Genomic DNA, 26,731 nt, shown 5'->3' with positions numbered 1-26,731 from the left:
ACGCCAAAGCGCAGGTGCGGGCCAAGGTTGAACATCCCTTTCGCGTGATCAAGCGCCAGTTTGGCTACACGAAAGTACGCTTTCGTGGCTTGTCGAAAAGCATCGCCCAACAGACAACCTTGTTCGCATTGTCGAACCTGTGGATGGTGCGAAAACGGTTGTTGAATGCGGGAGAGGTGCGTCTGTAATGCGGGCTGATCGCCCTGAAACAGCACGATCAGAGGAAAGAGCCGTGAATTAAAGACAAGAAGGGTCTGTTTTTCGGCCGACTTGGATTTTTTGAACCTCAAGCAGCGAGGGCCTCAAAAATCGGTGGGTACTTCAGACCTTCCCTAAGTACTGGTCCTTCGTGTGCGTTGCGTTGACCTCTAAGATTTTGCGTTGCTTCTATTACTTTAAAATAACAAAGGGAGCGCTATACAATTGAGTAGAAAAAAAATTGCTGCAAGTTCGGTGTTTCTTGGTATCACCCTGAGTGCACAGGCGCATGCTGACTTTCTAAGTGATAGCAAGGCCACCTTGGGGATGAGGAACTTCTACTTCAATAACGACAACCGCGATGGCACTGCCGCCCCTTCCAAAACCGAAGAATGGGCGCAGGGTTTCATGTTGGACTTCAAATCGGGTTATACCGATGGCATGGTTGGCTTTGGTGTCGATGGCCTGGGATTGCTGGGGGTTACCCTGGACAGCGGCAAAGGACGGCATGTCGGCAGCACCATGATGCCTTCTGACAGTGACAACCGTGCCGTCGACGAGTGGAGCCGGGTGGGGCTGACCGGAAAAGTCAAAATGTCGAAAACTGAACTTCGCTACGGCACCTTGATTCCGAAACTCCCAATTCTGGTTGCCAACGATGGGCGCGTACTTCCACAAACCTTCGAGGGCGGTCAAATCACCTCGAGCGAGTTCAAGGGGCTGACCTTGACTGGAGGTCGGATCGAACATGCGACAGGGCGTGGTTCAAGCGATCAGACGGGGTTGGCCGTTGCTGGTGGTACGCGTGAGAGCAATCAGTTTGACTTCGCCGGGGGCGATTGGAACGTCACCAAGGATCTGACAGCTCAGTACTACTACGCAAACCTCGATAACTACTATACGCAGCATTTTTTTGGATTGATTCACACCCTTGCGCTCTCGGACAATCAGTCCCTTAAAACCGACCTGCGCTACTTCAAAACTGACTCGTCAGGTGCAAATAGCTCCGGTACGTCAGGCTACAGAATTAATGGCTACACCAAAAACGGTGATGGAGAGATCGACAACCGTACCTGGAGTGCCGCGTTGATTTACACGCTGGGTGGCCACGCGATTACTGCGGGGTACCAAAGTGTGTCGGATGGCAGCAACTTCACTCAACTCAATCAGGGCAGCCTGATAGACAAGGGCGCCGGTGGAGCAAGCCTGTATCTGTATACCGACCGTCTGATCCAAACGTTCACCCGCGCAGGCGAGCGCACAGCTTTCGGTCAGTATGCTTACGACTTTGCCGCTCTGGGAGTTCCTGGCCTGAAAGGCTCGGTCATGTACCTCTCCGGCGATAATATTAAAACTACGTCCGGCGACAACCAAAAGGAATGGGAAAGAGACATTAGCCTGGACTACGTCCTTCAGTCCGGAGCGCTTAAAGGTGTCGGGTTCGGCTGGCGTAACGGCAAGTCCAACAGCGAAGCGGCTCGTAACGTAGATCAGAACCGAGTTTTTGTAAGCTATAGCATTCCGCTTCTCTAACGAGTGTCATGAGGACGAATAGCCGCTTTCAGTCCGGCCACGCTGAGGAAGGCACCCGATAACACGGGTGCTTCTGTGCAGGATTATCCGCCCGACGCTCAGGACATTAGGTAGGTGGTGCAGCCGGTTTGATTTATTTTGTCTACGCCCTCTTAGAAGCCTTCCAGCACGATCTTGCCCTTCGCCTTGCCGCTTTCCAGCAGAGCATGGGCTCGACGAAGATTTTCTACGCTGATGCGCCCGTAGTTGTCGCCAACGGTGGTGCGCAAGTCGCCCCTATCAACGCGCCCCGCAATTTCGTTGAGGATGTTGTGCTGCTCCTGCATGTCCTCTGTCTCGTAAAGCGAGCGGGTGTACATCAGCTCCCAGTGCAACGACAGGCTCTTGCGCTTGAGCGGTACGGCGTCCAGCGTGGCCGGGTCATCGATCAGGCCCAGCTTGCCCTGAGGCTTCAGTGATTCGATGATTTGCTCGTAGTGCCGATCGGTCTGGGTCAGGCTAGCGACATGGCTGACTTCTGCGATACCGATGCGCTTGAGCTCCTCGCTGAGTGGCTTGGTATGGTCGATGACATGATGCGCACCAAGCTCGGTGACCCAGGTCTGGGTTTCAGGGCGCGAAGCCGTACCAATGATCGTCAACCCGGTTAGCTGACGCGCTAGCTGAGTCAGGATTGAACCCACCCCGCCTGCAGCGCCGATGATCAGCAGCGTTTCGCCCCGGTCGGTGGTATCGCGTGCAACACCGAGGCGATCAAACAGTAATTCCCAAGCGGTCAAGGAAGTCAGTGGCAATGCCGCAGCCTTGCTGAAATCCAGCGATTGGGGCATTGAGCCGACGATACGCTCGTCCACCAGTTGCAGCTCACTGTTGCTGCCCGGGCGGATCAGCGATCCGGCGTACCAGACCCTGTCACCGGGCTTGAATAGCGTCACGTCGCTGCCGACCGACTTGACCACGCCAGCAGCGTCCCAACCGAGGATGCGCGGCTGGCTTTCGTCCTCGTGCGGTACGTAGCCCTGCCGCACCTTGGTATCGACAGGATTGACCGATACGGCCTTTACCTCTACGAGCAAGTCGCGCGGCCCCGGCACTGGCTCGGGAATATCGATCTCCACCAAGGCGTCGGGATGTTCAATAGGCAGGCATTTGAAGTGTGCAATGGCTTTCATTCGAAGATCCTCAGGAGATGCGATACATTTTCGTGATGGTGAGCTTTTCAGCAGCACGTTCGATGAAAGGGAGCGCTGCCTGAAAATGCGGTGTCGCTTCGTGAGCAGTCAGCGCCGCTTCGTCCCGCCACTGCTCGATCATGTGGAAAGTGCGAGCCTGCTCGGCATCACGATGGAAGTCGTACTGGATACAGTCCGCTTCGCCTCGGCTTGGGCTTTGCAGGCCCTGCAGCGTTTGCTCGAGCTCGGCTTCGAAGCCGGCCTTGGCGACCAAGGTGGCAATCAGTGTCAGAGGGGTGGTCATCAAACCTCCTGTCTGTGTGCGATATAAAGAGGGAGCGCATTGGCTGGCACGGAGTATCGAAGATGTCCATGCCGGCCATGCGGCCAAAAACCTGAATCCGGGTGAGAGCGCGACAACAATCTTGCCCGCTTGGGCATTCGACCAAGTTGATAGCCCTAAGGCCATGCGAGCGCCCTCGCTCCGGCGGGATCACCTGTAGCGTTCAAGCCAATGGGCATAGGGAGCGGGCAGGGTCCAGGCAGCACGCTCTACACCCAGCGCCTGGGCGGCTGAATAGGACCAGTTGGGATTGCCCAGGTGCGCCCGACCAATCATCGCCAGGTCCAGTTGACCACTCTTCACCGCTTCTTCGGCGACGCTCGGCGTGCCGAAGCCCCATGCCGAGGCCACCGCAATCCCCGCCTCGCGCCGTACCCGCTGGGTAACTTCGCCCATGAAACCGGGGGCCCAAGGAATGTTGGATTCAGGGATGGTGAACCCGATACTGACGCTGAGTAAGTCCAATCCACCGTCCTTGAAACGACGTGTCAGTTCGATAGCCTCTGACAAGGTCTGTTCATCCCGACCGTCGTATTCGATGACACCCAGACGAGCGGTCAGCGGCAAGTGCTCTGGCCATACCTCGCGAACCGCCGCCAGTGTTTCCAGCAGAAAGCGGCTACGGTTATCGAAATTTCCGCCATAGGCGTCGTCACGAAGGTTGGAGTGTTCAGAGAGGAATGACTGGGCCAGATAGCCATGGGCGAAATGCAGCTCCAACCACTCGAAGCCGGCTTCACGTGCACGGCGAGCGGCGGAGACAAAATCCTCGCGCACTCGGGCGATATCCTCCAGCGTCATGGCTTTCGGCTGCTTGGCGAGGTGAGCGCCAAAGGCAACAGCAGACGGGGCGATGGTCTGCCAGCCACGCAAATCATCCTCGCCGATATGATCATCACCTTCCCAAGGACGGTTCGCACTGGCCTTGCGCCCCGCGTGGGCAATCTGGATACCTGGCACTGCGCCGGCAGCCTTGATCGATTGCACCACCGGCACGAAGGCACGAGCGAGCTCATCATTCCAGATACCAGCGCAGCCAGGCGTGATCCGTCCTTCGGGTGACACGGCGGTCGCCTCGACAACCACCAGTCCCGCCCCGCCACGCGCGAGGGTGGCATAGTGCACAGTGTGCCAATCGTTGATCAGGCCATCATTGGCCGAGTACATGCACATGGGGGGAATCGCGATCCGGTTGCGAAGGGAGACATCCTTGAGCGTGAAAGGTTGGAACAGCGCAGACATCAGGTTTTTCTCCGAAGTTTATATTTCGTTGTTCGATAATATTCGAACTATTGGCATAGAGCAAACCCGTGTATGATTCGCTCATGCGCCCCTTCAAACACCTTCCTCTCAGCGAATTCGTTCTTGAGCGTCTGTTTTACGCCTTGAGCGACCCTGTGCGCCTGGAGATTGTCCGGCGTCTCGCCGAGCTGGGAGAGGCCAGCTGTGGCGAGCTGGACGGTGGCCGTGCGAAGTCCACCATGTCCCACCATTTCCGGGTGCTGCGAGATGCCGGACTGGTTCAAACCCAGACCATCGGCACGACCCACATGAACTCGTTGCGTAGGGAAGACTTGAGTCACCGTTTTCCGGGCCTGCTGGAAACGATCCTGTCCCAGTACGACGAAAAAGGAAGATGAGGCTCACGGGTGTTTTTCCACCCAACTCTTTCAGCGCGCGCTCTGCGCAAAAACACGCGGATCTGAGAAGCAGTTGACCAGGTGGTCGTACACCAGCCTCACTCTCGGTGCCACGGGCCCTGATTGCGGGCGATACATGATCAATTCGGAAGGCGGCGGGGCATCGTGTTGCATGACCTCGACCAGTCGCCCTTCAGACAGATAGGGTTCTGCCAGATAACCGGGCATTTGCCCAAAGGCGATTCCCGCCAGAACAATCTCTCGCTCGGTTTCTGGATCGTCGCAGGTAAATGCCGGGGAGGCAGGCAGGAACGCTTGCCCCTCGGCAAGCACCCACGGCCAGGGGCGACCGTTGTTGCGATCGATCAGCATCGACAAGGGCAAGCGTTTCAGATCCTCGATGTTGCCAGGACGTTGCACGGTGTTGAGGAGTGACGGCGCTGCAACGATTTTCAGGGCGACATGGGCCACCGTTCTGGCGATATAGCGCCGATCCCGCACAGCTCCGACACGAATACCGATGTCAATCTTGTTGGCCACCGCGTCGGTGAGCTGGTCATCCAGGCTCAGGTCGATGCTCAGGCCGGGATTCTCCCGCATCAGCGGTTTCAGAAACTCAATCAGATACAGCTTGCCAATGGCGTGGGGGGCCGTGATGCCGACGACGCCTTTTGCCTCCTGTTTACTGTTGGCGATAAACAACTGATCCACCCGTTCCAGGGTTTCCCGGGCTTGTAAGGCGAGTTTGGCACCAAAAGCGGTGACGTGAACCTGCCGCGTGCTGCGGTGGAACAACAGCTCCCCAAGCGTGCGCTCCAGTTCTTTGATGGCGCGTGTCACGGTCTGCGGAGAGGTGCCGAGGCGGGTGGCTGCATCGCGAAACGTGGTCGATTGCGCCGCCACCGAAAAGATCCGAATCAGCTCCATGCGATTGAGCATTGGCGTCAACTCCCGTTCCAGAAAATGGAATTCTCAAATCCGAACTCTTCCATTTTCTGACGAATAAAACCAGCGCAGACTGCACTCATCAACCCAAACAGGTCTCAACAGGAGCGCTGAACATGAGTAAAAACATCCAGGGTAAAGTGGTCGTTATCACCGGTGCGAGTAGCGGTCTGGGCGAAGCAACGGCGCGTCATCTGGCAGCGCTCGGCGCCCATGTAGTGCTTGGCGCCCGTCGCCAGGATCGTCTGGACGCGATTGTCCGGGAGATCGCCGCAGCAGGCGGCAAGGCGATTGCCCATCCGATCGATGTCACAAACAAAGAGGACTTGTCTGCGCTGGTCGCCAAGGCTGTCGAGGCATTCGGTCGCATCGATGTGATGATCAACAATGCAGGGCTGATGGCGATCTCTCCGATTTCGCAGCTGCGCGTCGAAGAGTGGGATCGCATGATCGACATCAACATCAAGGGCGTGTTGTATGGCATCGCGGCCGCGTTGCCGCTTTTCGAACAACAGGCCAGCGGTCACTTCATCAACATCTCTTCGGTTGCCGGCATCAAGGTGTTCAGCCCCGGTGGATCGGTGTACAGCGGTACCAAATTTGCGGTGCGCGCTATTTCCGATGGCCTGCGTCATGAAGTCGGCGGGAATATTCGCACGACGACCATCGAGCCGGGCGCGGTGGATTCCGAGCTCAAGTTCGGCAGCGGGCACCAGCCGAGCGCCGAGGTCGTTGGCGAGTTTTACAAGAAGGCCATCCCGGCTGATTCGGTTGCACGGGCCATCGCTTACGCGATCGAGCAACCTGCCGATGTCGATATCAACGAGATTGTTCTGCGTCCGACGGCGCAAGACTTCTGATAGTTAACCTGTGCCGTTTGTGCCCTTGCGCAAAAGCACGGGCGCGAGCGACTAAGCTTTAGCACTATTGAATACTTCGAATGTCTGGCCTGGAGCCAAACTTCCACGCAAGCCAACCAATATCGGTGATATCAACCCGTTTGTTTTTACCGTGAAGGCGGGAAGCTTTACCGCCGCGGCGATTACACTGGGCATGGACCCGCATTGTTCGCTTGGAGGACCGTATGGGCGCACGGTTGCTCAATCGCACGACGCGCAAACTGAGCCTGACGGACGAGGGGCAGATTGCGTATGAGCGCTGGCGGCAGATTATCGAGGATCTTGATGAGGTCGAGGTGACCATGGTCCGGGCCGTGGGCGGCCGACCGGTACCTTTAAACTCACGGTCCCGCTGTCCTTTGGTCAGCGCCATGTCCTGCCGATCCTTGATGCCTATCTGAAGCAGTGGCCTGAGCTGCACGTGGAGTTGTGGTTTACCGATCGCTTTGTCGACGCCCTTTTTACCACAGATGTAGCCGACTCCTCATCCTTCCCAGGAGCGTCATCCCGTTTTTCAACGCCTGTTTCAACCAGAAGCACTCACTATCGGTCCGATTTTGCCGCTGGAAACCCATCCCGGCCGAGCGGCCCCGACCATGCGCGGTCATTTCGAGATGGCGCAACGCGTCGAAGCGCTGGACTTTGGTGCGCTCTGGATGCGTGACATTCTTTTCTACGATCCGGATTATGGCGACGTGGCGCAGATGTTCGAACCGCTGGGCCATCCACAGCCAGCCAAGCGCCTATGCCAACAGCCAGTCGATGATGGTCCTCACCGACACGGCCGTGTTCCCAATAATGTGAATATAAGCAGCTCGCATGTTGTGGTCACGGCTATCCACTTCAAGGTTGTTGTGAGCATGCTCCGTGAATTCGACGGTCCGTTCACTAGATGGCAGAGCAACGGCTACTTTTGAACCCATGCGGCTCCGGAATTTCGCTGGTGGTTTCCAGAAAGCCGGCTGTCTGCATAGTTAAACACTTGCCGCGAACCGTCCTGGCGTATCGTCGTAACAGTGACATAGCCGGCCGAGAGAATACCATTCATCCGGAAGTCACTGTTGATAGGGGGGGGCGAGCCTGTGAAAAGCTTACCATTGACTGGTCTAATCCCATTCAGTCTGGAATCTTCAGCATGCGAACTGTCGACATCCAGCAGGCAAGAATAAACCTGTCCCAGCGTTGATGAGGCTGTCAAAGGATGTCATTCCTGATTTCCAAGTCCGGCAGGCGGCTCTCCTCATCTGTTGTACGGAGTTGGTAATATCGGGCCGTGTTGGCAACGGGTGCCACCTTAAGTTGTAGGCTGGTTTCTACGGAGAGCGGCGGTGCAGTGGCGGTGAGTCGGGCGAGAACATTTAGGATGTGATCGGCACTCAGGGCGCCAGACAATCCTCGCAAGCGCCAATCGATTTCGCGCGTGCCGCGCTCAGCGCTTCACACAGGGGGACCGAAGGTCCCGACTCAAGCACCAGTTCTACCGCTACCAGCACCGGGTCGAGACCAGCGATGGGCACAGCAGCCAATACCTACGTCATAATTTGATCACCGTTGCTGTGATGTCTCAGGCCCCGCTTGAGAAGCCGCAACGGAGTGGGCAGATCAGCAAACGGCTTGCCATTGCACAGTGCACTGGGTTTGCGTTCGATGAGTGGGATGTAATGCTGCCAGTCAAAACTGACCTGATCTCGATCAAATAGGCACTCGTGGCTGGCAATCATCGTGTCATCGGCGATGACCCTGATCCGGGAGGGATATAGACGGCTGCTGACCCACTGGCCGACTCGCTCACACGGCACCGAATCGCGATTTCGTGCCACGCAGATCAGGCAGGTGCTGGAGACCCTTACGGTGTGCTCGACGTAGCCATCGAAGGCGGTCGGCATCCATTTCGACCCGCTCAAGCTCCAAAACGTCCGCCACCGTCAGCCCGTTGCACTAGGGGTGTAGCAGCTCGCTCCAGAGCGCACGCACGACAGCGTTGGCCCAGCCAGGCATTCAGTTCCTCGAGGGTGTGGAACATGCAGTTTGAGCGTCAATCCAGATGCGCCGTCGACTGCCTTGAACGTTCTTATCGACAAGAGGGTTGGCCGGGATTCGCACCAAATTCGCCAAAATGCAATTAAGCTTATGATTTAAAAGCTAAAACTGAATCTTGTCGTCAATCGGTTTGATCTTCCGATCGAGGTCCAGGGTGTAGTCGCCGAAACGATTGATATGACTCGTCCGATACGGCGACAGCGCCTTGAGCACCGCCTCATCCACTGGGTGTCCCTGCCGCTGCAGATCCTTGAGCACTCTTGACATTTCCTGCACGTTGTGCAAGATCACCAGATTCGCCACTAGGTGGTTGTACTTGATGACTTTGCGCTGCTCATGCCGCACGTTCTCGGCAATGATGCCCTCTCCGCCGAAGAACAGCCACTTAGTGAAGTTGTTGAACTCTTCGCTCTTGTTGGTGGCTGCGTGGATGTTCCGGCGGAGTTCGATATCGTTGATGTAATTCAGCAGGAACATCGTACGCACCACGCGGCCGAGCTCGCGGAAGGCGAAGTACAGCTTGTTTTTCCGGCTGTAGGTCCCCAGTCGGCGCAGGATCATTGAAGGTGTGATCTTGCCGGCTTTGATCGAGATGGCTACTCGAAGTATGTCTGGAACGTGGCGCTCAATCAGCGCCCAGTCGATGGAGGCTCTGAACAGGCTGTTGATATGGCGATAGTGGCTTCCCTTCTCCGGTTTGAAGAAAACGAGCTCCTTGATATTGCGAATTCTCGGCATCAGCTGGATACCGAGCAGATGCGCTAGACCAAACACAGGGGCATTCTGGGCCTGGGTATCACCATGCACGGTGTCCGGCTGAATATCCGAGTCGTTTTTGACCAGGCCATCCAGGATGTAAACCGCCTCGTAGACCCCGCAGGGAATGAAGCGGCTGAACAGGGCGATATACATGTCGGAAACATGGTAGTAGCCGATACCGCCGTAACCACCGTAGCGGATGTGGTACTCGGAAAGCAGATTCTGTTCGTAGACATTCCACTTGGTGCCGTCCGCGGAGGCGGCCTTTCCGCTCCCCCAATATCGCGGCAAGGCAAAGCGGTTGTAGGCGTTGATAGCCGCCACGATGGCCTTGTCAAGCCGCTCTTCGGTGACGTGTTTGAGATTAAGCCACGCCACTTGTTTGCGACTGAAACCTTTAACCGAACGCGCGGTTTGGGATGCGCCTAGGTTGCAGCCATAGCAGAACAGTGTGGTGATGAAACGCTTACGTGGCTCATCGAGCTTGGCCTCGAAGCCAGAAAGCGGGCCAAACAGGCGGTGCAGGTCAAGCCAACGCTCTGTTTCAGTCAGTACGTCCAAGATGCTTTTGGGTTCGGCGGTTGCCGTGATGGCTTGATCGATGATGGGCAGCTGGGGCGGCGGCTCCCTTCGTTCGGTTCTCCGAATCAGCAGCCCGGATTCAGTCAAATCCACATGCTCGTTATCCGGAAAGTGGTCGTCGACCGTTTGCGCGAGCGCGCTCAACTGGTTGCGCAGGCCTTGGGTGAACGCGGCCGGATTGACGTCCATGCCCACCAGTTCGCCGTAGCGCAGTACTTCCTCCTGATACTCATCCCAGCTCACCAGGTGTTCGCGGTAATCGTCGTATTGATCACTGTGCTCAACGTAGAGGTCGCCGGATTTCGACTCCTGCATAACCTGAGAGAAGATGCAGAGCTCAAAATACTTACGGTGAATCAAGGTCTCACTGCTGGCGGTGTCGCCCTTGGCGAAGATCAGTTTTCGCCACTTTTCGGGCAGCCCCTCCAGCGCCATTTCGGCAAACTCGTCCGCGCCGAGCGTGAGGTATTCGCGGTGGCTGTTGCGATGCCGCTGCAGCCAGTCAACCGCCTGCAACAGCGCGTCGTCCTGCGAGCTGGACTTGAGTGCGAGCACGTCCAGGCACTGAAACAGTAACGATCGCTTGCTGCGGTATGGCTGCAACATGAACGGATAATAGTTGTTGCCGGCGAAGGCCATGTGCTCATCGCACTGGACGATCCAGGAGGCAGGATCGCCCTCAAGGGTTTCGTCGACCTGTGCGAGTCGCTCATCTGACGGCAAAGGCGCTTGTAGGACGGTGAGCACCTCCCGGAATTGACCGATCAGCCGATCCACCTGCTGGACATGGGTCAGGTGGTACTGCTGCAAGCGTTCTTCGGCAATCCGGTGCAGGCTGCGCAGGGTCTTGATGAAGATTTCGGCCACGTCATCCATGGCCTTCTGCAGTTGCGACTGCACCATTAGCACGGCCAAGGTGTAGCGCTTGTTGGCCTTCATCGCCCGCATTTCGGCGATATCGAGCGCTCGCGCTTCCAGTACCATCTGGGTGCGCTTGCTGATCGCGATATTCGTCAGCAAGGGAAGTCCATCGGCCAGCTCGATCAGTCCGTTGATATGCTTGAGAAAGCTTGCAACCTCACGAGCGCCGGGACGCTTCGGTTCGCGCTTGAGGCCATCCCATGCACTGCGCCCCTGGGGCTCCAATAGCTGATCCAGCCGCGCCGTGGCAGAGGCTGGCAATGCATTGGCGACACTCTGATAAATCGACTCGTTGACGCTGGCACGGGCCTGCTGGGCCAGACGGCTGAGCCGTGTAAAACCCGGGAGTTCATAACGGCGGCGAACCAGCTCTTCAATGAGGATGTTGATGATGTCGGGTAGTTCCTGCTTCGAGGTGGCGGCTTGATGAGCGACCTCGTCCAGCCACTGATCGCCCTCGGCATCCAGCACCTGAATGCCCAGATGCACGCGAAGCCGCTGCTGGTGGCGTGGTTTGCTGCCGGATTGGTCGTAACGCTGCAGGGCGACCTTGGCGGGAACTCGCAATCCTGCAAGGCGGCAGACATGTTCAAGGATTGCCGGTGGCGTGGCTGCGAGTGGAAGGAAATAGCCGAGCCGTTGCAGGAGTTTCAGCTGGATCAGGAGGCAGACGCGCGTAGGGGCTTGCCGATACCAGCCAAAGATCAAGACTTTCTCCTGAGGGCCGGGTGTGTATATCGCGCCGAGTTCCTGTGGGCTGAACTCGGTTTTAAGACGCGGATAGGCGGTTTCTTCCAGTCGACTCATGGATCTTGCTGACGCCGTAATAGCGAGCCTGCCGCGTTTTCTTCGAAGGCGCCGGCCTCCTCGATATAGCCGTGCACGGTGCCATCATGCCGCCAGCCACCCTGGCGCTTGATCTCGAGAAAGTCAGCACCGGCGCGATGGGCGCTGGTTGCCAGTCCACGGCGCAGACTGTGGCTGCTCATCTCTGGGGCATGCGACAGACGCGCTTCCTGGGCGCGAGCCGCCAGTATGGCATTGACGCTACCCACGTTCAGCGGAGCAGCCCCGACTACACCCCAGCGGCTGATGCGGCGGAACAGCGGACCTTGCTCAATCTGAGCGGTATCCAACCAGCACCGCAAAGCCTTGGCTGGGCAGCAGATGTTGTCGCCGTAGGGGATCGCCTTGTCCAAGCCCTGACCCTCCTGGTCGGTCTTGGAGCGCGGCAGCGTGATCCGTAGACCTTCCCGCTCCCACTGCAGGTAGTGCACTTCCAGCATGACCAGTTCGCTGCGTCGGAACGCGCCGAAGTACCCCACCTGTATCAATGCGCTGTCACGCAGCGCCGCGAGCCCGTCGAGCGTGGCCAGGTGAGTCACGATCAGGTCGAGATCTTCCAGCAGTAAGGCTTTGGCTTTCTGCCGCGGGCGCCCGTGCACTCGCTCGATACCGCGCAAGGTCTTGCGTACGGTGGCGCTGGCGGTAGGGTCAGGAAAGCCCTGAAAGCGGTGCCATTGCCCCAGCGCGGTCAGGCGCAGGGACGAAGTGCGCGGGTTCAACGCTTCTGCGAAGGTCAGCAGGTAATGAATCACCGTGGCTTCATCGCACGGCAGCACGCCGCCCCAGGCCTGAAAGTGGCGAATGGCCGAGCGGTAGGTTCGGCGGGTGTTGTCGGAGGTGGCGGCCGGGAGAAAGCGCTGGTAGCGCTGGGCCAACTGCTCCGGGGTAGCGAGCGTACCGTTGGTACGCGCAAGGGCTGCTCGCTCGTCGAGCAGTACCGGGGTGGCTATTTCATCGTTATTTCTTGTAGTCATCAAGAAACGCCTGTTTAGGCCGTGCGTACTGCGGATTATAGAAGCGAATGCCGAGCGTGAACGCCTAACTCGCGATAACCGCGCTTATCGTCGGTTCGCCGAGGGTTTCGCCGGGCTGTTCTATTCTGTACTTAAACTGCAGTATTACGTTTTCCATACTACGGTACGAAAAAATCCGAGGTGCTTATGGCCCGCCCAGGGATCATGTATGTCCACGTCGCCGCCGCCGCCCAACTCGTTGCTCAAGGCAAAAATCCAACGATCGACAGCGTCCGCGAAGCCTTGGGCGGAACCGGCAGCAAGAGCACCATCGCGCCGCTGTTAAAACGTTGGAAAGCAGCCCACCAAGACACGGTGGCGCACGCGGAGCTTGGACTGCCTGCCGAGCTGGTCCTGGCGTTGAAAGGGGTCTACGAAACAGCGCAGGCGCAGGCGACCCTCCAAGTCGAGCAGTCGGAGCAGACCCATCGCGAAGCCACCGCCGTGCTGCAGGAGCAGTTGCAGCAGGTTTTCAGCGAGCGGGACGCTTTACTCAACGCACAGGCGCAACAAAGTCAGGCGCTGGCCACCGCCCAAGCACGCAGCCAAGGGCTGGAAGAAACCGTGCAGCGGCAGGAAATCACCTTGGTCAGTCTGGGCAGCGAAAAGCTCGGGCTCGAACAGCGCCTGGTCGACCGCGTCGCGGAAATAGCCCACTGAGCCAACACCTGCAGCAAGCGCAGGGGCAGTTCGAGCATTACCAGGCATCGGTCGCGCAACAGCGCGCCGACGAGCGCCAGGCCGCGGAACAACGCCAGCAGCACCTGGAACAGGAGCTGACAGAGCTCCGCCAGCGCCTGCTCGCACAACAAACCCACCTGGGCGAACTGCACGCACAGGAACAACGCTGGGCGCAGGACCACGATCGACTGCAGAGCACCCTGCACACGTCCCAGGAGTCGCTGATCCTCAGCCGCAGCGCACAGGAGCAGTTGGCACGGCAACTCGCCGAGCTGAAACAGATCCATCAGGCACTGGAGCAGCGGCATGTCCAGGACGAACAGTGCTTGGCTGATACGCGGACGAAGTTGGCTGTGGCCGAGCGGGAGCGGCGTCTTCTGACGGACCGTTTCACCCAAGCAGAATCCCAGTTGACCGAACTTGCCAGAGAGCAACAACGTCTGCTCCAAGACAACGCGGTGTTAAACAGCCAACTTGTGGAACTCAGAACGTTGCCACCGAACCCGCCGTTGGCATCTTGAATGGGCGTTATGCAATGAGCTTGGAGAGTGTCTAGAAAATCAGGGGCGATTCACACAGCTGGGGCAAAGGACCGGGCACCGCTTGCGCAGCACCGTATCCGGCAAGAAACGCGTCATTGTTGACCTAGCCGGAGGGCACCACCTCAGCTTGCAACAGCGGCAGCACGACATGGCCGCCACCGAAGACCAGTAACCCGCTACGGAAGAAGGCATCCACCATTGCTACGGCATGACTCGGCAGCAGTTGGGCCAAGACAGGCAACCCCATCAGCAACGTACAGAACAGTGCTAGCCAGATCACTCCGGCACGCTGGCTTACCGCGATCGGCAGCGGATCGTGTGCGCAGTCCTGAGTAGGCTTGAACAGCAGCAGGCCAGCGATGGCAGCAGCAGCAATCATGCTGACCTGCCCCCACGCAGATGGCATAAGTAGGACGACACAGGCAGCAATCGCCATGCTGGTGACACGCAATACGTCCGGGCACAGGTTGCGTGCCCCATACAGCTTGGGCAACCACAGGTACTGCCACCACTTTCAGACCGTGGGGCGCTCCCGACGAGACGGCATCGCCTTAGTTAGATATACCCAGCGCGAACAGGACCAGGGCAATGGCTGAGGGCAGTGTGAATCCTGCCCAAGCCGCCATGGCTCCAGCGTAGCCCGAGCGGGACAGACCCAAGGCCATACCAATCTGACTGCTTGCAGGCCCTGGCAGGAATTGGCACAGTGCCAACAAGTCTGCATAACTGCGTTCGGACAACCAGCGCCGTCGTGTGACGAACTCGTCACGGAAATAGCCTAAGTGCACGATGGGGCCGCCGAAGGAGCTCAGTCCAAGGCGCAGAAAGATGAGAAAGACAGACCACGGACTGTGGTGGTCAGTGTGGGTGTTTGTCATGCGTTTGCCTTCGTGCATGAAAGTAGCCGAAGGTTTGCCAGGTACCCGGCCGTCCGAGTGAGGCAAACCTGCTGGGCTGGATAGCTGGCGCTCTTGCGCCCAGGAGCAGTGCCAACGACACACCGAGCATGACCGTCAAAGAGCCTTCATTGGCCAGATTGACGCCATCAAGGCTTACGCCGGCATTGGCGAGCGCAAATAACGGCATGATTACATAGGCGACCCAGATGACCGGCGAAGAGCGAACCACGCCGTGGCGCACTTAGCGGATGGCAGCATTTTTTTCGACAGGGAGAGTTCATAGGCAGCGTAGATAGGGGGAGCAGGGACGGGCATAAAATTATTAAAATTACATATTTACAAATCTATATATGGCGAATAGCATTTGCATGTCCGTGAAGTAGCCACGCACCGGACACACAGGCCGAAGCGACGTTGTAACGCGCGGGGCGGCTAACCTGCGCCAGCCAAGGGCTGGCTCGCTGCTCCCATCCCTCAATAGAAGGAGACCCAAAATGACCCGTGTTGTCCGTTTTCATCAGATCGGCGGCCCCGAAGTCTTGCAGATCGAAGAGCTCGAAGTTGGCGCTCCGGGCTCCGGCGAGCTGCGCATCCGCGTCGAGGCGATCGGCCTGAATCGCGCGGAAGCCATGTTCCGCTCGGGTGTGTACCTGGAGCCGACGCATCTGCCGGCCCGGCTCGGCTACGAAGCTTCCGGCATCGTCGAGGCGCTGGGCAGCGGCGTTCACGGCTTCGAGGTTGGCGAAGCGGTCAGCGTGATTCCGGCTTTTTCCATGAACAAGTTTGGCGTCTATGCCGAGCAGGCGATCGTGCCGGCCACAGGGGTACTGAAGCGGCCGGCGGGCGTCGGCGCGGTGAAGGGGGCGGCGATCTGGATGCAGTATCTGACCGCCTATGGCGCACTGATCGAGATTGCCCAACTCAAGCGCGGTGATGCGGTGATCATCACGGCGGCTTCGAGCAGCGTCGGCTTGGCCGCGATCCAGATCGCCAACAGCGTCGGCGCCATTCCGATCGCGACGACCCGGACGCGCGCGAAGGAGGCGGCGCTACGCGAGGCGGGGGCGGCGCATGTGATCGCCACCGAGGAGCAGGACCTGGTCGCGGAGGTAATGCGGATCACCGACGGCCGCGGCGCGCGCATCGCCTTCGACCCGGTCGCGGGGCCGCAAGTCGAAACACTGGCGCAAGCGATGAGTCAGCAGGGCCTGCTTTTCATCTATGGCAATCTCAGCGGTCAGGAGACGCCGTTCCCGGCCTTGGCAGCGATGAACAAGGCCCTGAGCGTGCGCGGCTACACGCTGTTCGAACTGACCGGTGATCCGCAACGCTTGGCGCCTGCGCAAGCTTTTATCACGCGCGGCCTCGAGGCCGGACAGCTGAAGCCGATCATTGCCAAGACCTTCCCCTTCGAGCAGATCGTCGAAGCGCACCGTTACATGGAATCGAACCAGCAGTTTGGCAAGATCGTCGTCACGGTATCTCGGTAGAGGCAGTTCGTGAAAGACCAGGAGAGGGCAGAGTCGCCTTTCCCGCGACTGCGGAAATGACTCGACGCTGCCCCTTAATCCCCGCCACGCTGGAGCTGGGCGGCAAATCGGCAAATCGGCAAATCGGCAAATCGGCGAATATCGCGTTGGGCTTACTGGAATGCGTCACGCATGGTGATATCGTCGTAACAACAGGAGGCACGTCATGGTCAAAGTAGCGTTGTTCGTTCGTCTGGAAGCAAAGCCTGGGAAAGAGAAAGAGGTAGAGAACTTTCTCTTGGATGGCCTTCCAATAGTGGAGGAAGAGCCAGCCACTACGGCGTGGTTCGGAATCCGCTTGGGGCCGTCCACCTTTGGCATCTTTGATGCCTTCCCGGATGAAGCAGGTCGGCAGGCTCATCTTTCGGGCAAGGTCGCAGCGGCGCTTATGGCAAAGGCTGCCGAGCTGTTTGCCAAACCGCCGTCAATCGAGAAGGTTGACGTCCTGGCGGCCAAGCTACCCGGCTAAGCAAACCCAACAAGGCGCTCCAGTCGCGTCCCTACCGCTTTGCGGCGGCAGGGACGCGACTGAGCTTGGACGTCCACCGGCCTGTTCTAAACGGAGCGCTCGAGAGGTGCCTGTCCAGGCACTAGCATCTACTTATCTACAAACGCAAATATATAGGTAGTTACACATGAAAGATTCCATTCTTTTCGAAAGCACCACGTTGGGCCCCTACAGCCTGAAAAACCGCATCGTCCTGCCGCCGCTGACCCGTTCGCGTAGCTCGCAGCCAGGCAACATTCCCAATGACCTGATGGCGACCTACTACCGCCAGCGTACCGGTGCCGGCTTCATGGTCACCGAGGGCACCCAGATCGAGCCGCGCGGCCAGGGCTACGCCTGGACCCCGGGCATCCACAGTGCCGAACAGATCCTCGGCTGGCGCAAAGTGACCGATGCGGTACACGCCGAGGGCGGCACCATCTTCGCCCAGCTCTGGCATGTCGGCCGGGTCTCGCACACCTCGTTGCAACCCAATGGCGAAGCCCCGGTGGCGCCATCGGCGATCCCGGCCGAGGGCGTCAGCGTATTCATCGAGACAGGTCCCGGCACCGGCGCCCTGGCGCCGCCTTCGATGCCACGTGCACTGACCGCCGCCGAGGTCAAGGAGCTGGTACAGCTCTATGCACAGGCCGCTCGCAACGCCCTCGACGCCGGTTTCGACGGCGTGGAAATCCACTCCGCCAACGGTTATCTGATCAACCAGTTCATTTCCGCGCACAGCAATCAGCGCGACGACGAGTACGGCGGCTCGTTGCAAAGTCGTCTGCGCTTCCTCCGTGAGGTGACCCAGGCGGTGGCCGCGGTGGTCGGTAAAGACCGGCTCGGCGTGCGTTTCGCCCCGTTGTTCGCCAGCACCGACGAGGCCCGCGTATATCTCGGCCTGGTCGAAGAAAACCCACACGAGACCTATGTCGAAGCGGTCAAGGTGCTCGAAGAAGTCGGCATCGCTTACCTGTCGCTGGCCGAGGCGGATTGGGAAAACGCACCGGAGCTGCCGGAAAGCTTCCGCAGCGCGGTGCGCGAGGTCTTCAGCGGGCGCATCCTCTATGCCGGCAAATACACCGCCGAGCGAGGCAAGCGTGTGCTCGAGGCGGGCTGGGGCGATCTGGTCGCCTTCGGCCGTCCGTTCATCGCCAACCCGGACCTGCCCAAGCGGATTGCCAATGGCTGGCCGCTGAACCCGGTCGATCCGGCCAGCATGTACGGCGGAACCGCTGTCGGCTACACTGACTATCCGACCTATGGCGGATAGTCCGCTCGAGGTGCCGGCCCCCGAGCGATACGGTTCGGGGGCCGGCGCATTGTCGGTTGAGCGGGCATATCGTAATATCGCAAAAAATAGTTATCGTGCGTGACCTATGAGTATCGACGTAAGCGAAGCGCTGAAGGCGCTAGACAACCCAACACGCCTGAACATCCTCAGTTGGCTGAAGGATCCGCGTCATCATTTCCCCGAGCAGGAGGTGGATCCTGAGCAGGTCGGTGTCTGCGTGAGCATCATCCAGGATCGGGTAGGCCTGTCGCAGTCGACCGTCTCGCTGTATCTCGCTGCCTTGCAGCGGGCGCAACTGGTGACCTCACAACGCATCGGTCCCTGGACTTATTACAAACGCCATGAGCAGAACATCGCGGCGTTCCAGGTGGCCTTGAAAGCGCTGATTTGATGCCTGCTCGCAGGCGTTTTTTCAGCCCTTCAAAATCTATATTTTGAAATATGTAGGAGAGAAGATGTTAACTCCGAATTCCATTCCCTATCAGCAACAACCTGGCTTTCAGCACACCTACCGCCAAGGCCGCCTGAGCCTAGGTCTTTTCTTCCCCCTCGAAGCCTTTACCGGCGATACGCCGAGTATGCTCGACCAAGTGAACCTGGCCCAACGCGCCGAGAAGCTGGGTTTCTCTGCCCTCTGGTTTCGCGACGTGCCGTTACGCGACCCCAGCTTCGGTGATTCGGGCCAGGTCTTCGATCCCTGGGTCTACCTGGGTTTTATGGCGGCACACACTCGCTCGATTGCGCTGGGCACCGCGTCGGTCATCCTGCCAATCCGCAATCCCCTACACACCGCCAAGGCCGCAACTAGTGTCGATCAGCTCAGCGGTGGCCGCCTGTTACTCGGCGTGGCTTCCGGTGACCGTCCAGTAGAGTTTCCGGCATTCGGTGTCGACCCGGAGCAACGCGACAGCCTGTTCCGCGAATACCTCAAGGTATTTCGCGAGGTTCAGCGCAGCAGTTTCGTGCCTTTGACCTGGTCCGGCGGCACGCTTGAGGGGGCCGATCTGATTCCCAAGCCGACGACTGCGGAAATTCCTTTCTTCGTCACCGGCCATAGCCGCCAGACGCTGGAGTGGATCGCCCGCTGCAGTCATGGCTGGATCAGCTATCCGCGTGCACCGAAGACTCAGCAGCTGATTGTCGAGGACTGGCGCAAGGCGGTTCGTGCCGAATGCGGTGAACTGTTCAAACCCTTCACCCAGTCGCTATACATCGACCTGACAGATAACCCGCAGACACCACCTCGGCCGATCCACCTGGGCTATCAACTGGGGCGACATCACCTGATCCCGCTGCTGCACAGCTTGCAGGAGATCGGCGTTAACCATGTGATCATCAATTTGAAATACGGCCAACGCCCCGCAGGTGAGGTCATTGAGGAACTCGGTCAGTTCGTTCTACCTGACTTCGTCATGTCAGCATAAGCCGGCGTGGTGAGGCATCAAATCATTATCCGTGGGGATTGCTCATGAGTTTCAAGGCAGTATTGCTTAACAAGGACCAGCAGGGGTTCTCTGCTCGTGTGACTGAGCTGGAGGATGAGGACTTACCGGCCGGTAGTGAAGTGCTCATCAGCGTTGAGTACTCGACCCTCAACTACAAGGATGCGCTAGCCCTGACAGATCACTCGCCTGTGGTACGTCAATGGCCCATGGTGCCCGGAATCGATGGCGCCGGCCTGGTGCTGGAAAGCGACGACCCGCGCTTTCTATCCGGTCAGCGCGTCGTACTCAATGGCTGGGGCGCCGGCGAGCGCCACTGGGGCTGTCTGGCCCAGCGTGCACGAGTACCAGCCGACTGGCTGATTCGTCTCCCCGACAGTTTAAGCACTTGGGCAGCCATGGCTATCGGTACGGCAGGATATACAGCCGCGCTATCGGTCGATGCCGTGCAGAAGCATGGCGTACAACCCGAGGACGGTGAAGTATTGGTTACCGGTGCAACAGGCGGTGTCGGCTCGATCGCCATAGCGCTGTTGGCGGCCCAAGGCTACCGTGTGGTTGCAGCCACTGGGAAACCTCAGGAGCGCTACTACCTCGAGCAGTTGGGCGCCACGGACATTATCGAGCGCGAGGAACTGGCTGCTCCCGGCAAGCCACTCCAGAAGGAGCGCTGGACAGCCGTGATCGATGCGGTCGGCTCGCATACCCTGGCCAACGCCTGCGCCCAGACCCGCTACCGGGGGATAGTCACCGCGTGCGGACTCGTTCAAGGAATGGAGTTTCCCGCCAGTGTCGCCCCCTTCATTCTACGAGGCGTCACCCTTGCGGGAATTGATAGCGTCATGGCCCCCCACGAGTTCCGTGACGCGGCCTGGAAACGCCTGGACCGCGATCTCAACCGAGAGACTCTTTCGTCTCTCGCCGCAACCATTCCCTTGGACCAAGTTGTGGGGGCGGCGCAGAAGATCATCGATGGCAAGCTTCGTGGCCGCTTAGTGGTCGACGTAAATGGATAGTCTGGCTACTTCTGTACACAGCTCTTCACCCACTCGATCGCCATGCACTTTCTCGTCGTCGACCACCGCTTGTTGGAGCTGCACAAGAGCTCTTTTCTCAGTACCGGTCGCTGGGTCCTCTCAGCAGCGATTCCTCTTGGCTGGGCCATTGGGCTGATGACGGTGATATCACCACCGATCGTGACATTTCTGCTCTCCTTTGTGGCCGGCAGCATGGTGTTGATGGTCATTCAGGAGGAGTTTTCGGAGACAGGCTCAAGCTCTTTTCCGGCTTTTCTAGTCGGCATATGCCTCTATTCGGCGCTCGTTTCATGATTTAACCGCGCTGCGCCAACCTCAGATTTAGCTGCCACACGTCAGCCTGAATGGACAGGAGCCGAGCACGGCTATACTCAGCCAGATCAGCTCTCCGGGCTAAGGAGGTCGGTCTTGATTAAGCGGATCTACATCGGCTTGGCAATTCTGGTCGTCCTGGGTGCGGCGTTGTTTTTCGCCCTGGTCTGGCGGCCGACCATCGCCCCCATCGCTCCGGGCTCGGTTGCGGGCTTCCCCGCCGAGCTGGTTGCCAAGGGTGAAGCCTTGGCCGGCGCAGGCTACTGCGCGACCTGCCACACGGTGAAGGGCGGACAGCCCTATGCCGGCGGCTATGGAATGCCTACCCCCTTCGGTGTCATCTATTCGACCAACATCACACCCGACCCGGATAGCGGAATCGGCCGCTGGTCCGAGGCGGCATTCATGCGTGCGATGCACGAAGGCGTCTCTCGCGATGGTTCGCATCTTTATCCCGCATTCCCCTACGACCACTTCACCAAGGTCGCCGACGAGGATGTAAGGGCACTCTATGCCTTCCTCATGACGCGTGAGCCGGTGAGCGCGCCGGCGCAGCGCAATACCCTGCCGTTCCCCTTCAACATCCGCGTCCTGCAAGCCGGCTGGAAGCTGCTGTTTATGGACCAGGGCCGCTATCGGCCGGTCGCCGGCAAGAGCGAAGCATGGAACCGCGGCGCCTATCTCGCCGAGGGCTTGAGCCATTGCGCCGCCTGCCACACGCCACGCAACGTGCTGGGCGCCGAGAAAGCCGCTGACGACAGCTACGCGGGCGCGATGATCGAAGGCTGGTTCGCGCCGGCACTGACGGCTGCCAATACCACACCGCTACCCTGGACCCAAGACGAGCTGTTCACCTACCTGCGCAGCGGAGCGACTGCCCTGCACGGCGTTGCCGCGGGCAAGATGTCGGACGTCGTGCACGACCTGGGCAGGCTTCCCGACGCCGATATCCAGGCAATAGCCGTCTATTTTGCCGACCTCAACGGCTCCTCCGCACTGAAGACAGGCAGCGATGAAGCGCTGGCCAAAGCGCTGGCGACCTCCGCTCTCGGCAGCCGCCTGGAACCCGACGCCGGAGCCGTCCTGTACTGGGCAGCCTGCGGGTCATGCCACTACAACAGCGCAACGACGCCTCTCAGCGTGCGACCGGAGCTTGCCCTCAACAGTGCGCTCACCGCGGCCACCCCCGACACGTTCATCCATATCGTGATGGCTGGAATAGGTCTGGAAGAAGGCATCCCCAACGTGCTCATGCCGGCTTTCTCGCAGGCGCTGAACGATGGCGAAATCGCGAAGATTGCCGACTATCTGCGCCGGACACGCACCGAGCTGCCCGCCTGGGAGCAGCTGGAAGCGAGGGTGGCGGCAATCCGCAGGGAAAGTGCTGGCTCTGCTGACCTGAGCCCTTGATGGAAACGTTGTTCGGAGTCGCAAGATCATGACCAGATTCGAACTCAATGGTCGGGACGTCTCGGTCGAGGTGGCCGACGATACCCCGCTGCTTTGGGTGATCCGTGACGACCTCGGCCTGACCGGCACCAAATTCGGCTGCGGGATCGGCCTGTGCGGGGCCTGTACCCTGCACATCGATGGCCGCGCCATCCGCTCCTGCATCACCCCGCTGGGCGCCGTGGCTAATGCGCGGGTCACGACTATCGAGGGGCTCGATCCCAAAGGCCAACACCCGCTGCAGAAAGCCTGGATCGCGACGCAGGCGCCCCAATGCGGTTACTGCCAGTCGGGTCAGATCATGCAGGCGGCCACGCTGCTCAAGGACTTCCCTGATCCGAGCGACCAAGACATCGACGCCGTCATGAACGGTAGCCTGTGCCGCTGCATGGCCTATGTACGCATCCGCCAGGCGATCAAGCTCGCCGCGGCAGAGTTGAGAAGCGGCACAGTCCATGAAGGCACAGCCCATGAATAAGTTCGTGAATGACCCGCAGGAGGCGGGTGGCCAAAGGGTTGCGATCTCACGCCGTGGCTTCCTGATCGGCGCCACGAGCGCGGGCTTCACCCTGGCGTTTTCCTGTTCCGGCCTTGGGCTTCTCGATCCCGCCGAAGCCATCGCCAGCCAGAACTTCGAGCCGACCCTCTGGTATCGCATCGATCATGACGGCCTCGTCACCGTCAACATGGGGTTTGGGGAGCAACGGAACAGAAAGTGCACTTAAGCTCGGATGTCCTGGAGGCGACCTTTCACCGAAGAGATGTCACTGATCGTCGTCTGGATTGCGCAGCGGTCTCAGCTCACCTCGAGCAACCTCTTCCGGTACCGCGAAGGAGTACCGACCCAGCATGTTGATGTGCTCATAGATCAGCGGCGACAGCCGAGCCAGATCCTCCTCCTGCACCGGGTAGCCGTGCTGCCTTAGCCGTTCCACGGCGGCGGTCATGTAGAGGGTGTTCCACAGCACGATGATATCTACCACCAGGCCCAAGGCGCCGAGTTGGTCCTCCTGACCTTCGCGGTAGCGCTGGCGAAGCTCGCCGCGTTTGCCATGGAACACGGCACGGGCCAGGCTGTGCCGGCCTTCGCCGCGATTCAGCTGGGTCAGGGTGGCACGACGCTTGGATTCGTCATCAATGTAGGTCAGCGTGTGCAGAGTTTTCTCGATCCGTCCGAACTCTGCCAATGCCTGGGCCAGACGGGTCGGACGATCCCCCATTTGCAACGTGCGCATGATGCCGGTCGCCGGTACCCGACCGAGCTTGAGCGACCCGGCGAGACGCAGCAGGTCATCCCAGTGCTCGGCGATCAGGTCGATTTTTACCGACTGGCGTGCCAGTCCGTTGAGCTTGCCATAATCCGCGTCTGGGCTCGTGCGCCAGAAGCGGGTACCGCCGACATCGGCTAGGCGCGGGCAGAAGTGATAACCGAGCAGGCGGAACAACCCGAACACCACATCGCTGTAGGCACCGGTATCGGTCATGATTTGTGTTGGCTGCAATTCGGTCTGTTGTTCCAGCACGACCGCTAGCAATACCAGGCTGTCGCGCAAGGTGCCAGGCACCGTGATGGCGTTCAGGCCGGAGAACTGATCGGAAATCAAGTTGTACCAGGTGACTCCCCGTCCGGTACCGAAATACTTCGGGTTGGGACCGGCATGCACGGTGCGCACCGGTACGACGAAACGCATGCCATCGGCGGAGGCCACCTCGCCGCCGCCCCAGACCTGAGCCAGCTCCAGTTGGCTTTGCGCAGACACCAGAATGGCATTGGCTGCTGACAGGGTGTCGTCGCGGAGATAGTTCTGGCTGACCCAGGACAGTCGGTCACGGCGCAGCGCTTGGTTATCATTGCGTATCAGTGGCTCCAGGCCGGTGTTGCAGGCTCCCCCCCAGGAGTACGGCACACAGGCTTGTCACTAGGTTATCGGCCCGCGCATTGCGTTCGGACACATGGGTGAAGGCTTCAGCAAAGCCGGTGCGGGCGGCGATTTCCAACAGGATTTCTGGCAGATCGACACGCGGCATCAAGTCGGCCACGGCCGCACGCAGTTGCAGTAGCGAGTTCGGTTCCTCCAGCTTGTCCAGCGCTCCGAGGGACAGCTCAGTTTTACCATCAGCGCTCTCGCTCAACTGGATGGCAGGGTTTTCGGGCAAGCGGGCAGCGACTGCCTGCCACGTTGCATCCAGCTCGACAGACAAGGCGTCCAAGGTGGTTTTGGCATCGATGGTCAGGCCCAGCGAGCGGCAGATGATCGGTCGTGCCGTCAGCCATTCAGCGCCATCGAGCAGACCGATACGCGGGTCGACATAGCGCCAACTGGGTGAAACAAAGACATCGCGACGACGTAGGGCAGTGCGCAGTGCATCAAGCGTACAGAATACATAGGCACCCATGTCGAGGGAGCCATCTTCGCGGGTGATGTGCTGCTGCCAAGCCTTGGCCACGATCTCCTGTGGAGCATCGTCTTCCGGTTTTCTACGAGGTAGGTTCAGTTGCAACCAGTCCAGACTAGCCGCCACACCCTTGCCAGCTGGACTGAAGCCAAAGCGAATATGCTTCAATAGGTCGGGGAGGAAACGGCGCACGCTGCGGTAGCGCTCCTCCAGGGCGAGGTAATACACATCGTTGGCCGGACGGATCAACGCGGTGACCTCTTCGAGGGCTTTCTCCAGAGTGATACGTGGCAGTTCGTTGAACAGCCGGGCGCGGACGTTGTCATCGCTAATTTAGCTATCCAACACCACCTTGCAGGCGGCGGCGAGCGTTGCTGCCGAGCGATCCAGGTCTTTTAGGCTACGCAACCGAGCTTTCTTGTCGGCCCTCTCTGCGTTGCTGAACAGGTCGCGCAGTAAAGCTTCCAGAACTTCCAGGGCGTCGTCATGCGCAGTCGCCTCCAGACAAAGCGCAAACGCCACCAACGTTGCCATCCGCCGCGATGCCGGCAGCCGGTTGATCGCTGTGACCTTGGCCGTGTTGGCAAAGCGTGCCAGGGCCGCGATTCGGCTGGGCGGGATATGCGCCGCTGCGGGCAAGGTGATGCCGATGCCACGCACGTCATCGAGCCGCCGCAGCGCTCGGATCAGTGCAGGCCCACTGATCATCACCGGGCCGAAGCGCAATTGATCCAGGCGGGAGTAGCGGTTACCTTCGACTACTACCAGTAATTCTTGCAGGTGCTGTCTCTGTTCATCGGTCACGCTGCGGCCCAAGGTGAGCCAGAGGCGTTCTTCGACCCGACTGCGCAGTTGCGCGATAAACCGCTCCAGTACGGTTACGCCAGGCAGTAAAACCTTGTGCGTCAGCAACCAGGTCGTCGCCCGATTGAACAGCTCACCAGGACGATCTGTCCCTGTCCAGCAGAGCGTATATAGCCAGCGAGCAAGTCGAAAGCCGACGCTGGAGTCAGCAAACACTTGATAGCCATAACGCTCCTGAATCTAGCCGGCATGACGTTGACGCTGACGGGTTTCAGCATAGGCCAGGATGCAAGTCGGATCATTGATGCCGAGCTGACGACTGAGCGCTTGCAGCACCTCATCCGGAACGGCTGAAAAGTCTTCAGGGAAGGTGCCCAGGTAGCGGACGCTGGTCAGTTGCGTGGCGTAGCCGAGGCGGTTGTGTTCGCCGCGCAGCGGCAGGAGGGCTTTGTGGTCGTCATCGCTCAGGTGAAAATAGCGTTCCAGCTCTTCGCGGCTAGGAGGATCGACATAGCGACCAAAGCCGTCGCGTTGCTCTTGAGTCAGAAAGTCAACCGGCATCGATCACAGTACCTCGGTGCAGACCGCTCCAGTACCATCGCCCGTTGCAGGTTATTGATCATGGCACCCACGTTGGCAAGCTGCAGGATAGCCTGAAGCTTGGGGTAACGACTGGCGCGACGAATTTCATCGAGCTGTGCCCGTGAGGTCACTACCTCGAAACGTGCCGCCCGTCAAGCCTGGTAGATCGCATCGGGCGCGCCATGCGGTGAAATCAGCGCGCTGAACAAGATGTTGGTATCCAACACGACCCGCATCAGCGCCTACGTGCCCAGTGGAGCGCTTGATCAACTGCTTCGGTCAGTTCTGAACCGCCCCGGGTATCGCGGAGGCTCCCCCCTTTTGAGAAACTGGAGCCACTATGCCAAAGCCACCGAAGTTTTCCCCTGAAGTCCGCGAGCGTGCC

Annotated in this window: 23 protein-coding genes and 6 pseudogenes; 18 read left to right on the top strand and 11 right to left on the bottom strand. The window is 59.3% G+C overall.

Annotated features, from left to right (window positions below; genetic code table 11):
• Together ACZRMO_RS29685 and ACZRMO_RS29680 are read left to right on the top strand one after the other, a co-directional pair.
• A partial coding sequence (locus ACZRMO_RS29685) for a transposase (protein WP_463975216.1) occupies positions 1 to 188 on the top strand: 188 nt, incomplete at its 5' end.
• A gap of 235 nt (positions 189 to 423) precedes the next feature.
• Entirely contained in the window at positions 424 to 1,731 is a 1,308-nt protein-coding gene (locus tag ACZRMO_RS29680; RefSeq protein ID WP_103406113.1) for an OprD family porin, read from the top strand.
• A gap of 152 nt (positions 1,732 to 1,883) precedes the next feature.
• Here ACZRMO_RS29680 and ACZRMO_RS29675 read toward each other — a convergent pair whose 3' ends face one another.
• From ACZRMO_RS29675 to ACZRMO_RS29665, 3 genes are all read right to left on the bottom strand, one after another.
• Entirely contained in the window at positions 1,884 to 2,903 is a 1,020-nt protein-coding gene (locus ACZRMO_RS29675) for a zinc-binding alcohol dehydrogenase family protein (RefSeq protein ID WP_308936185.1), read from the bottom strand.
• Between the two features lie 10 nt (positions 2,904 to 2,913).
• Positions 2,914 to 3,207, bottom strand: a complete 294-nt coding sequence (locus ACZRMO_RS29670) for a putative quinol monooxygenase (protein WP_077045097.1) — start codon at positions 3,205 to 3,207, stop codon at positions 2,914 to 2,916.
• 189 nt (positions 3,208 to 3,396) lie between these two features.
• Positions 3,397 to 4,488: an NADH:flavin oxidoreductase/NADH oxidase gene (locus tag ACZRMO_RS29665; protein ID WP_084322895.1), complete on the bottom strand. Its 1,092-nt coding sequence runs from the start codon at positions 4,486 to 4,488 to the stop codon at positions 3,397 to 3,399.
• 83 nt (positions 4,489 to 4,571) lie between these two features.
• On the opposite strand from ACZRMO_RS29665, the gene ACZRMO_RS29660 reads away from it, so the two are divergent.
• The gene (locus ACZRMO_RS29660; RefSeq protein WP_017737778.1) at positions 4,572 to 4,886 is read left to right on the top strand and encodes an ArsR/SmtB family transcription factor; all 315 of its coding nucleotides are present in this window, start codon (positions 4,572 to 4,574) and stop codon (positions 4,884 to 4,886) included.
• 30 nt (positions 4,887 to 4,916) lie between these two features.
• On the opposite strand, the gene ACZRMO_RS29655 is transcribed toward ACZRMO_RS29660, so the two are convergent.
• Positions 4,917 to 5,825 (bottom strand): LysR family transcriptional regulator, encoded by a 909-nt coding sequence (locus tag ACZRMO_RS29655; RefSeq protein ID WP_103406109.1) that lies wholly within the window; start codon positions 5,823 to 5,825, stop codon positions 4,917 to 4,919.
• Positions 5,826 to 5,947: 122 nt separating this feature from the next.
• Here ACZRMO_RS29655 and ACZRMO_RS29650 point away from each other — a divergent pair, with 122 nt between their 5' ends.
• From ACZRMO_RS29650 to ACZRMO_RS29640, 3 genes and pseudogenes are all read left to right on the top strand, one after another.
• Positions 5,948 to 6,691, top strand: coding sequence for an SDR family oxidoreductase (locus tag ACZRMO_RS29650; protein ID WP_017737776.1), 744 nt, complete (start codon positions 5,948 to 5,950; stop codon positions 6,689 to 6,691).
• 67 nt (positions 6,692 to 6,758) lie between these two features.
• A pseudogene (locus ACZRMO_RS29645) lies at positions 6,759 to 7,250 on the top strand (LysR family transcriptional regulator); the annotation flags it as partial.
• 76 nt (positions 7,251 to 7,326) lie between these two features.
• Positions 7,327 to 7,647: a hypothetical protein gene (locus tag ACZRMO_RS29640; protein ID WP_463975217.1), complete on the top strand. Its 321-nt coding sequence runs from the start codon at positions 7,327 to 7,329 to the stop codon at positions 7,645 to 7,647.
• Between the two features lie 277 nt (positions 7,648 to 7,924).
• On the opposite strand, the pseudogene ACZRMO_RS29635 reads toward ACZRMO_RS29640, so the two are convergent.
• The 3 genes and pseudogenes from ACZRMO_RS29635 to ACZRMO_RS29625 all read right to left on the bottom strand — a co-directional run.
• Positions 7,925 to 8,812, bottom strand: a pseudogene (locus ACZRMO_RS29635) (Mu transposase domain-containing protein); the annotation flags it as partial.
• A gap of 60 nt (positions 8,813 to 8,872) precedes the next feature.
• Positions 8,873 to 11,839: a Tn3 family transposase gene (locus ACZRMO_RS29630; RefSeq protein WP_308936184.1), complete on the bottom strand. Its 2,967-nt coding sequence runs from the start codon at positions 11,837 to 11,839 to the stop codon at positions 8,873 to 8,875.
• Positions 11,836 to 12,852, bottom strand: coding sequence for a site-specific integrase (locus tag ACZRMO_RS29625; protein WP_308936183.1), 1,017 nt, complete (start codon positions 12,850 to 12,852; stop codon positions 11,836 to 11,838). The genes ACZRMO_RS29630 and ACZRMO_RS29625 overlap by 4 nt, the downstream gene beginning before the upstream one ends.
• A 204-nt stretch (positions 12,853 to 13,056) precedes the next feature.
• On the opposite strand from ACZRMO_RS29625, the gene ACZRMO_RS29620 reads away from it, so the two are divergent.
• Positions 13,057 to 13,551: a DNA-binding protein gene (locus tag ACZRMO_RS29620; protein WP_463975215.1), complete on the top strand. Its 495-nt coding sequence runs from the start codon at positions 13,057 to 13,059 to the stop codon at positions 13,549 to 13,551.
• Between the two features lie 272 nt (positions 13,552 to 13,823).
• The gene (locus ACZRMO_RS29615; RefSeq protein ID WP_131654387.1) at positions 13,824 to 14,093 is read left to right on the top strand and encodes a hypothetical protein; all 270 of its coding nucleotides are present in this window, start codon (positions 13,824 to 13,826) and stop codon (positions 14,091 to 14,093) included.
• A 64-nt stretch (positions 14,094 to 14,157) separates the two neighbouring features.
• Here ACZRMO_RS29615 and chrA read toward each other — a convergent pair.
• Both chrA and ACZRMO_RS29605 read right to left on the bottom strand, forming a co-directional pair.
• A pseudogene (gene chrA, locus ACZRMO_RS29610) lies at positions 14,158 to 14,992 on the bottom strand (chromate efflux transporter); the annotation flags it as partial.
• A gap of 97 nt (positions 14,993 to 15,089) precedes the next feature.
• Positions 15,090 to 15,218: pseudogene (locus ACZRMO_RS29605) on the bottom strand (Na+/H+ antiporter NhaA); the annotation flags it as partial.
• Positions 15,219 to 15,507: 289 nt separating this feature from the next.
• Here ACZRMO_RS29605 and ACZRMO_RS29600 point away from each other — a divergent pair.
• From ACZRMO_RS29600 to ACZRMO_RS29555, 10 genes are all read left to right on the top strand, one after another.
• Positions 15,508 to 16,503 (top strand): zinc-dependent alcohol dehydrogenase family protein, encoded by a 996-nt coding sequence (locus ACZRMO_RS29600; protein ID WP_092231326.1) that lies wholly within the window; start codon positions 15,508 to 15,510, stop codon positions 16,501 to 16,503.
• Positions 16,504 to 16,708: 205 nt separating this feature from the next.
• Positions 16,709 to 17,011, top strand: a complete 303-nt coding sequence (locus ACZRMO_RS29595; protein ID WP_032902063.1) for a putative quinol monooxygenase — start codon at positions 16,709 to 16,711, stop codon at positions 17,009 to 17,011.
• Between the two features lie 166 nt (positions 17,012 to 17,177).
• Positions 17,178 to 18,302, top strand: a complete 1,125-nt coding sequence (locus tag ACZRMO_RS29590; protein WP_463975214.1) for an alkene reductase — start codon at positions 17,178 to 17,180, stop codon at positions 18,300 to 18,302.
• A 106-nt stretch (positions 18,303 to 18,408) separates the two neighbouring features.
• Entirely contained in the window at positions 18,409 to 18,714 is a 306-nt protein-coding gene (locus ACZRMO_RS29585) for an ArsR/SmtB family transcription factor (RefSeq protein ID WP_017735055.1), read from the top strand.
• A 64-nt stretch (positions 18,715 to 18,778) separates the two neighbouring features.
• A complete protein-coding gene (locus ACZRMO_RS29580; protein WP_044275553.1) occupies positions 18,779 to 19,747 on the top strand; it encodes an LLM class oxidoreductase in 969 nt (322 codons plus the stop codon).
• A gap of 44 nt (positions 19,748 to 19,791) precedes the next feature.
• Positions 19,792 to 20,781 (top strand): acrylyl-CoA reductase (NADPH), encoded by a 990-nt coding sequence (gene acuI, locus ACZRMO_RS29575; protein ID WP_044275555.1) that lies wholly within the window; start codon positions 19,792 to 19,794, stop codon positions 20,779 to 20,781.
• Between the two features lie 42 nt (positions 20,782 to 20,823).
• Positions 20,824 to 21,096 carry a hypothetical protein gene (locus ACZRMO_RS29570; protein WP_138763869.1) on the top strand — a complete coding sequence of 91 codons (273 nt, stop codon included), beginning with the start codon at positions 20,824 to 20,826 and terminating at the stop codon, positions 21,094 to 21,096.
• Between the two features lie 114 nt (positions 21,097 to 21,210).
• Entirely contained in the window at positions 21,211 to 22,524 is a 1,314-nt protein-coding gene (locus tag ACZRMO_RS29565; protein WP_200656946.1) for a cytochrome c, read from the top strand.
• Between the two features lie 28 nt (positions 22,525 to 22,552).
• Positions 22,553 to 23,041, top strand: coding sequence for a (2Fe-2S)-binding protein (locus ACZRMO_RS29560; RefSeq protein WP_090439256.1), 489 nt, complete (start codon positions 22,553 to 22,555; stop codon positions 23,039 to 23,041).
• Complete coding sequence (locus ACZRMO_RS29555; RefSeq protein ID WP_200656945.1) at positions 23,034 to 23,288, top strand: hypothetical protein; 255 nt, start codon at positions 23,034 to 23,036, stop codon at positions 23,286 to 23,288. The genes ACZRMO_RS29560 and ACZRMO_RS29555 overlap by 8 nt, the downstream gene beginning before the upstream one ends.
• A 39-nt stretch (positions 23,289 to 23,327) precedes the next feature.
• Here ACZRMO_RS29555 and ACZRMO_RS29550 read toward each other — a convergent pair.
• Together ACZRMO_RS29550 and ACZRMO_RS29545 are read right to left on the bottom strand one after the other, a co-directional pair.
• Positions 23,328 to 26,325: pseudogene (locus ACZRMO_RS29550) on the bottom strand (Tn3 family transposase).
• A 23-nt stretch (positions 26,326 to 26,348) separates the two neighbouring features.
• Positions 26,349 to 26,582: pseudogene (locus tag ACZRMO_RS29545) on the bottom strand (putative toxin-antitoxin system toxin component, PIN family); the annotation flags it as partial.
• Between the last annotated feature and the right edge of the window lie 149 nt (positions 26,583 to 26,731).

This window comes from Pseudomonas sp. B611 (assembly GCF_055407965.1).
The sequence above is the reverse complement of the archived record's forward strand: the minus strand, read 5'-3'. Positions and strand labels throughout refer to the sequence as shown.

Excerpts from the sequence above, each read along its gene's own strand:
- ACZRMO_RS29675 (WP_308936185.1), bottom strand. The coding sequence starts at position 2,903 with ATGAAAGCCATTGCACACTTCAAATGCCTGCCTATTGAACATCCCGAC.
- ACZRMO_RS29670 (WP_077045097.1), bottom strand. The coding sequence starts at position 3,207 with ATGACCACCCCTCTGACACTGATTGCCACCTTGGTCGCCAAGGCCGGC.
- ACZRMO_RS29665 (WP_084322895.1), bottom strand. The coding sequence starts at position 4,488 with ATGTCTGCGCTGTTCCAACCTTTCACGCTCAAGGATGTCTCCCTTCGC.
- ACZRMO_RS29660 (WP_017737778.1), top strand. The coding sequence starts at position 4,572 with ATGCGCCCCTTCAAACACCTTCCTCTCAGCGAATTCGTTCTTGAGCGT.
- ACZRMO_RS29655 (WP_103406109.1), bottom strand. The coding sequence starts at position 5,825 with ATGCTCAATCGCATGGAGCTGATTCGGATCTTTTCGGTGGCGGCGCAA.
- ACZRMO_RS29650 (WP_017737776.1), top strand. The coding sequence starts at position 5,948 with ATGAGTAAAAACATCCAGGGTAAAGTGGTCGTTATCACCGGTGCGAGT.
- ACZRMO_RS29640 (WP_463975217.1), top strand. The coding sequence starts at position 7,327 with ATGCGCGGTCATTTCGAGATGGCGCAACGCGTCGAAGCGCTGGACTTT.
- ACZRMO_RS29630 (WP_308936184.1), bottom strand. The coding sequence starts at position 11,839 with ATGAGTCGACTGGAAGAAACCGCCTATCCGCGTCTTAAAACCGAGTTC.
- ACZRMO_RS29625 (WP_308936183.1), bottom strand. The coding sequence starts at position 12,852 with ATGACTACAAGAAATAACGATGAAATAGCCACCCCGGTACTGCTCGAC.
- ACZRMO_RS29620 (WP_463975215.1), top strand. The coding sequence starts at position 13,057 with ATGTATGTCCACGTCGCCGCCGCCGCCCAACTCGTTGCTCAAGGCAAA.
- ACZRMO_RS29600 (WP_092231326.1), top strand. The coding sequence starts at position 15,508 with ATGACCCGTGTTGTCCGTTTTCATCAGATCGGCGGCCCCGAAGTCTTG.
- ACZRMO_RS29595 (WP_032902063.1), top strand. The coding sequence starts at position 16,709 with ATGGTCAAAGTAGCGTTGTTCGTTCGTCTGGAAGCAAAGCCTGGGAAA.
- ACZRMO_RS29590 (WP_463975214.1), top strand. The coding sequence starts at position 17,178 with ATGAAAGATTCCATTCTTTTCGAAAGCACCACGTTGGGCCCCTACAGC.
- ACZRMO_RS29585 (WP_017735055.1), top strand. The coding sequence starts at position 18,409 with ATGAGTATCGACGTAAGCGAAGCGCTGAAGGCGCTAGACAACCCAACA.
- ACZRMO_RS29580 (WP_044275553.1), top strand. The coding sequence starts at position 18,779 with ATGTTAACTCCGAATTCCATTCCCTATCAGCAACAACCTGGCTTTCAG.
- acuI (WP_044275555.1), top strand. The coding sequence starts at position 19,792 with ATGAGTTTCAAGGCAGTATTGCTTAACAAGGACCAGCAGGGGTTCTCT.
- ACZRMO_RS29570 (WP_138763869.1), top strand. The coding sequence starts at position 20,824 with ATGCACTTTCTCGTCGTCGACCACCGCTTGTTGGAGCTGCACAAGAGC.
- ACZRMO_RS29560 (WP_090439256.1), top strand. The coding sequence starts at position 22,553 with ATGACCAGATTCGAACTCAATGGTCGGGACGTCTCGGTCGAGGTGGCC.
- ACZRMO_RS29555 (WP_200656945.1), top strand. The coding sequence starts at position 23,034 with ATGAATAAGTTCGTGAATGACCCGCAGGAGGCGGGTGGCCAAAGGGTT.